The following is a 619-nucleotide window of genomic DNA, read 5'->3' as shown; positions in this document are numbered from 1 at the left end:
GAAGTCGGTGGGGTAACCCGCAAGGGGGCCAGCCGCCGAAGGTGGGGTAGATGATTGGGGTGAAGTCGTAACAAGGTAGCCGTATCGGAAGGTGCGGCTGGATCACCTCCTTTCTATGGAGTCCATGGTGACTGTAGGTCACCGGACAGAAAATCCTGACGATCGCAAGATCGCAGGTAACACTCACTCGTGTTCAGTTTTGAAAGGCGCAATGCCTTTCTAAGCCAATGCTTACGAAGCAGCTTTGCTTCACAAAGCTTGGAGTTTGTTCCTTGAAAACTGGATAGCGAAACAAAGCAATAATGCTGAATCAAAATCTGTGCCAACTTCTATGAAGTTGATCGCATATGTTTAGCTGATCTAGCGACGTATTTGGTTTGGGAGCGACTTTTGTGCGAAGCACAACGGAGCGGACAAAGCAAATACCGAGCGACAATGGTTAAGCTAGAAAGAGCACACGGAGGATGCCTAGGCACCAGGAGCCGATGAAGGACGTGGCGAACAACGATAAGGCCTCGGGGAGCCGTAAGCAGGCTTTGATCCGGGGATGTCCGAATGGGGGAACCCGCGTGAGGTAATACTCACGTACCTATCACTGAATACATAGGTGGTATGGAGG

2 rRNA genes are annotated in these 619 nt (G+C 50.9%); both read left to right on the top strand.

Going from position 1 to position 619, the window contains the following annotated elements:
* Window positions 1-113: ribosomal RNA gene (locus GSF01_RS29205) — 16S ribosomal RNA — on the top strand; the annotation flags it as partial.
* Between the two features lie 324 nt (window positions 114-437).
* A 23S ribosomal RNA gene (locus GSF01_RS29200) occupies window positions 438-619 on the top strand; the annotation flags it as partial.

It is taken from the genome of Paenibacillus puerhi (assembly GCF_009846885.1).
Classification (GTDB): domain Bacteria; phylum Bacillota; class Bacilli; order Paenibacillales; family NBRC-103111; genus Paenibacillus_G; species Paenibacillus_G puerhi.
This window is presented reverse-complemented; position numbering and strand designations above follow the sequence as displayed.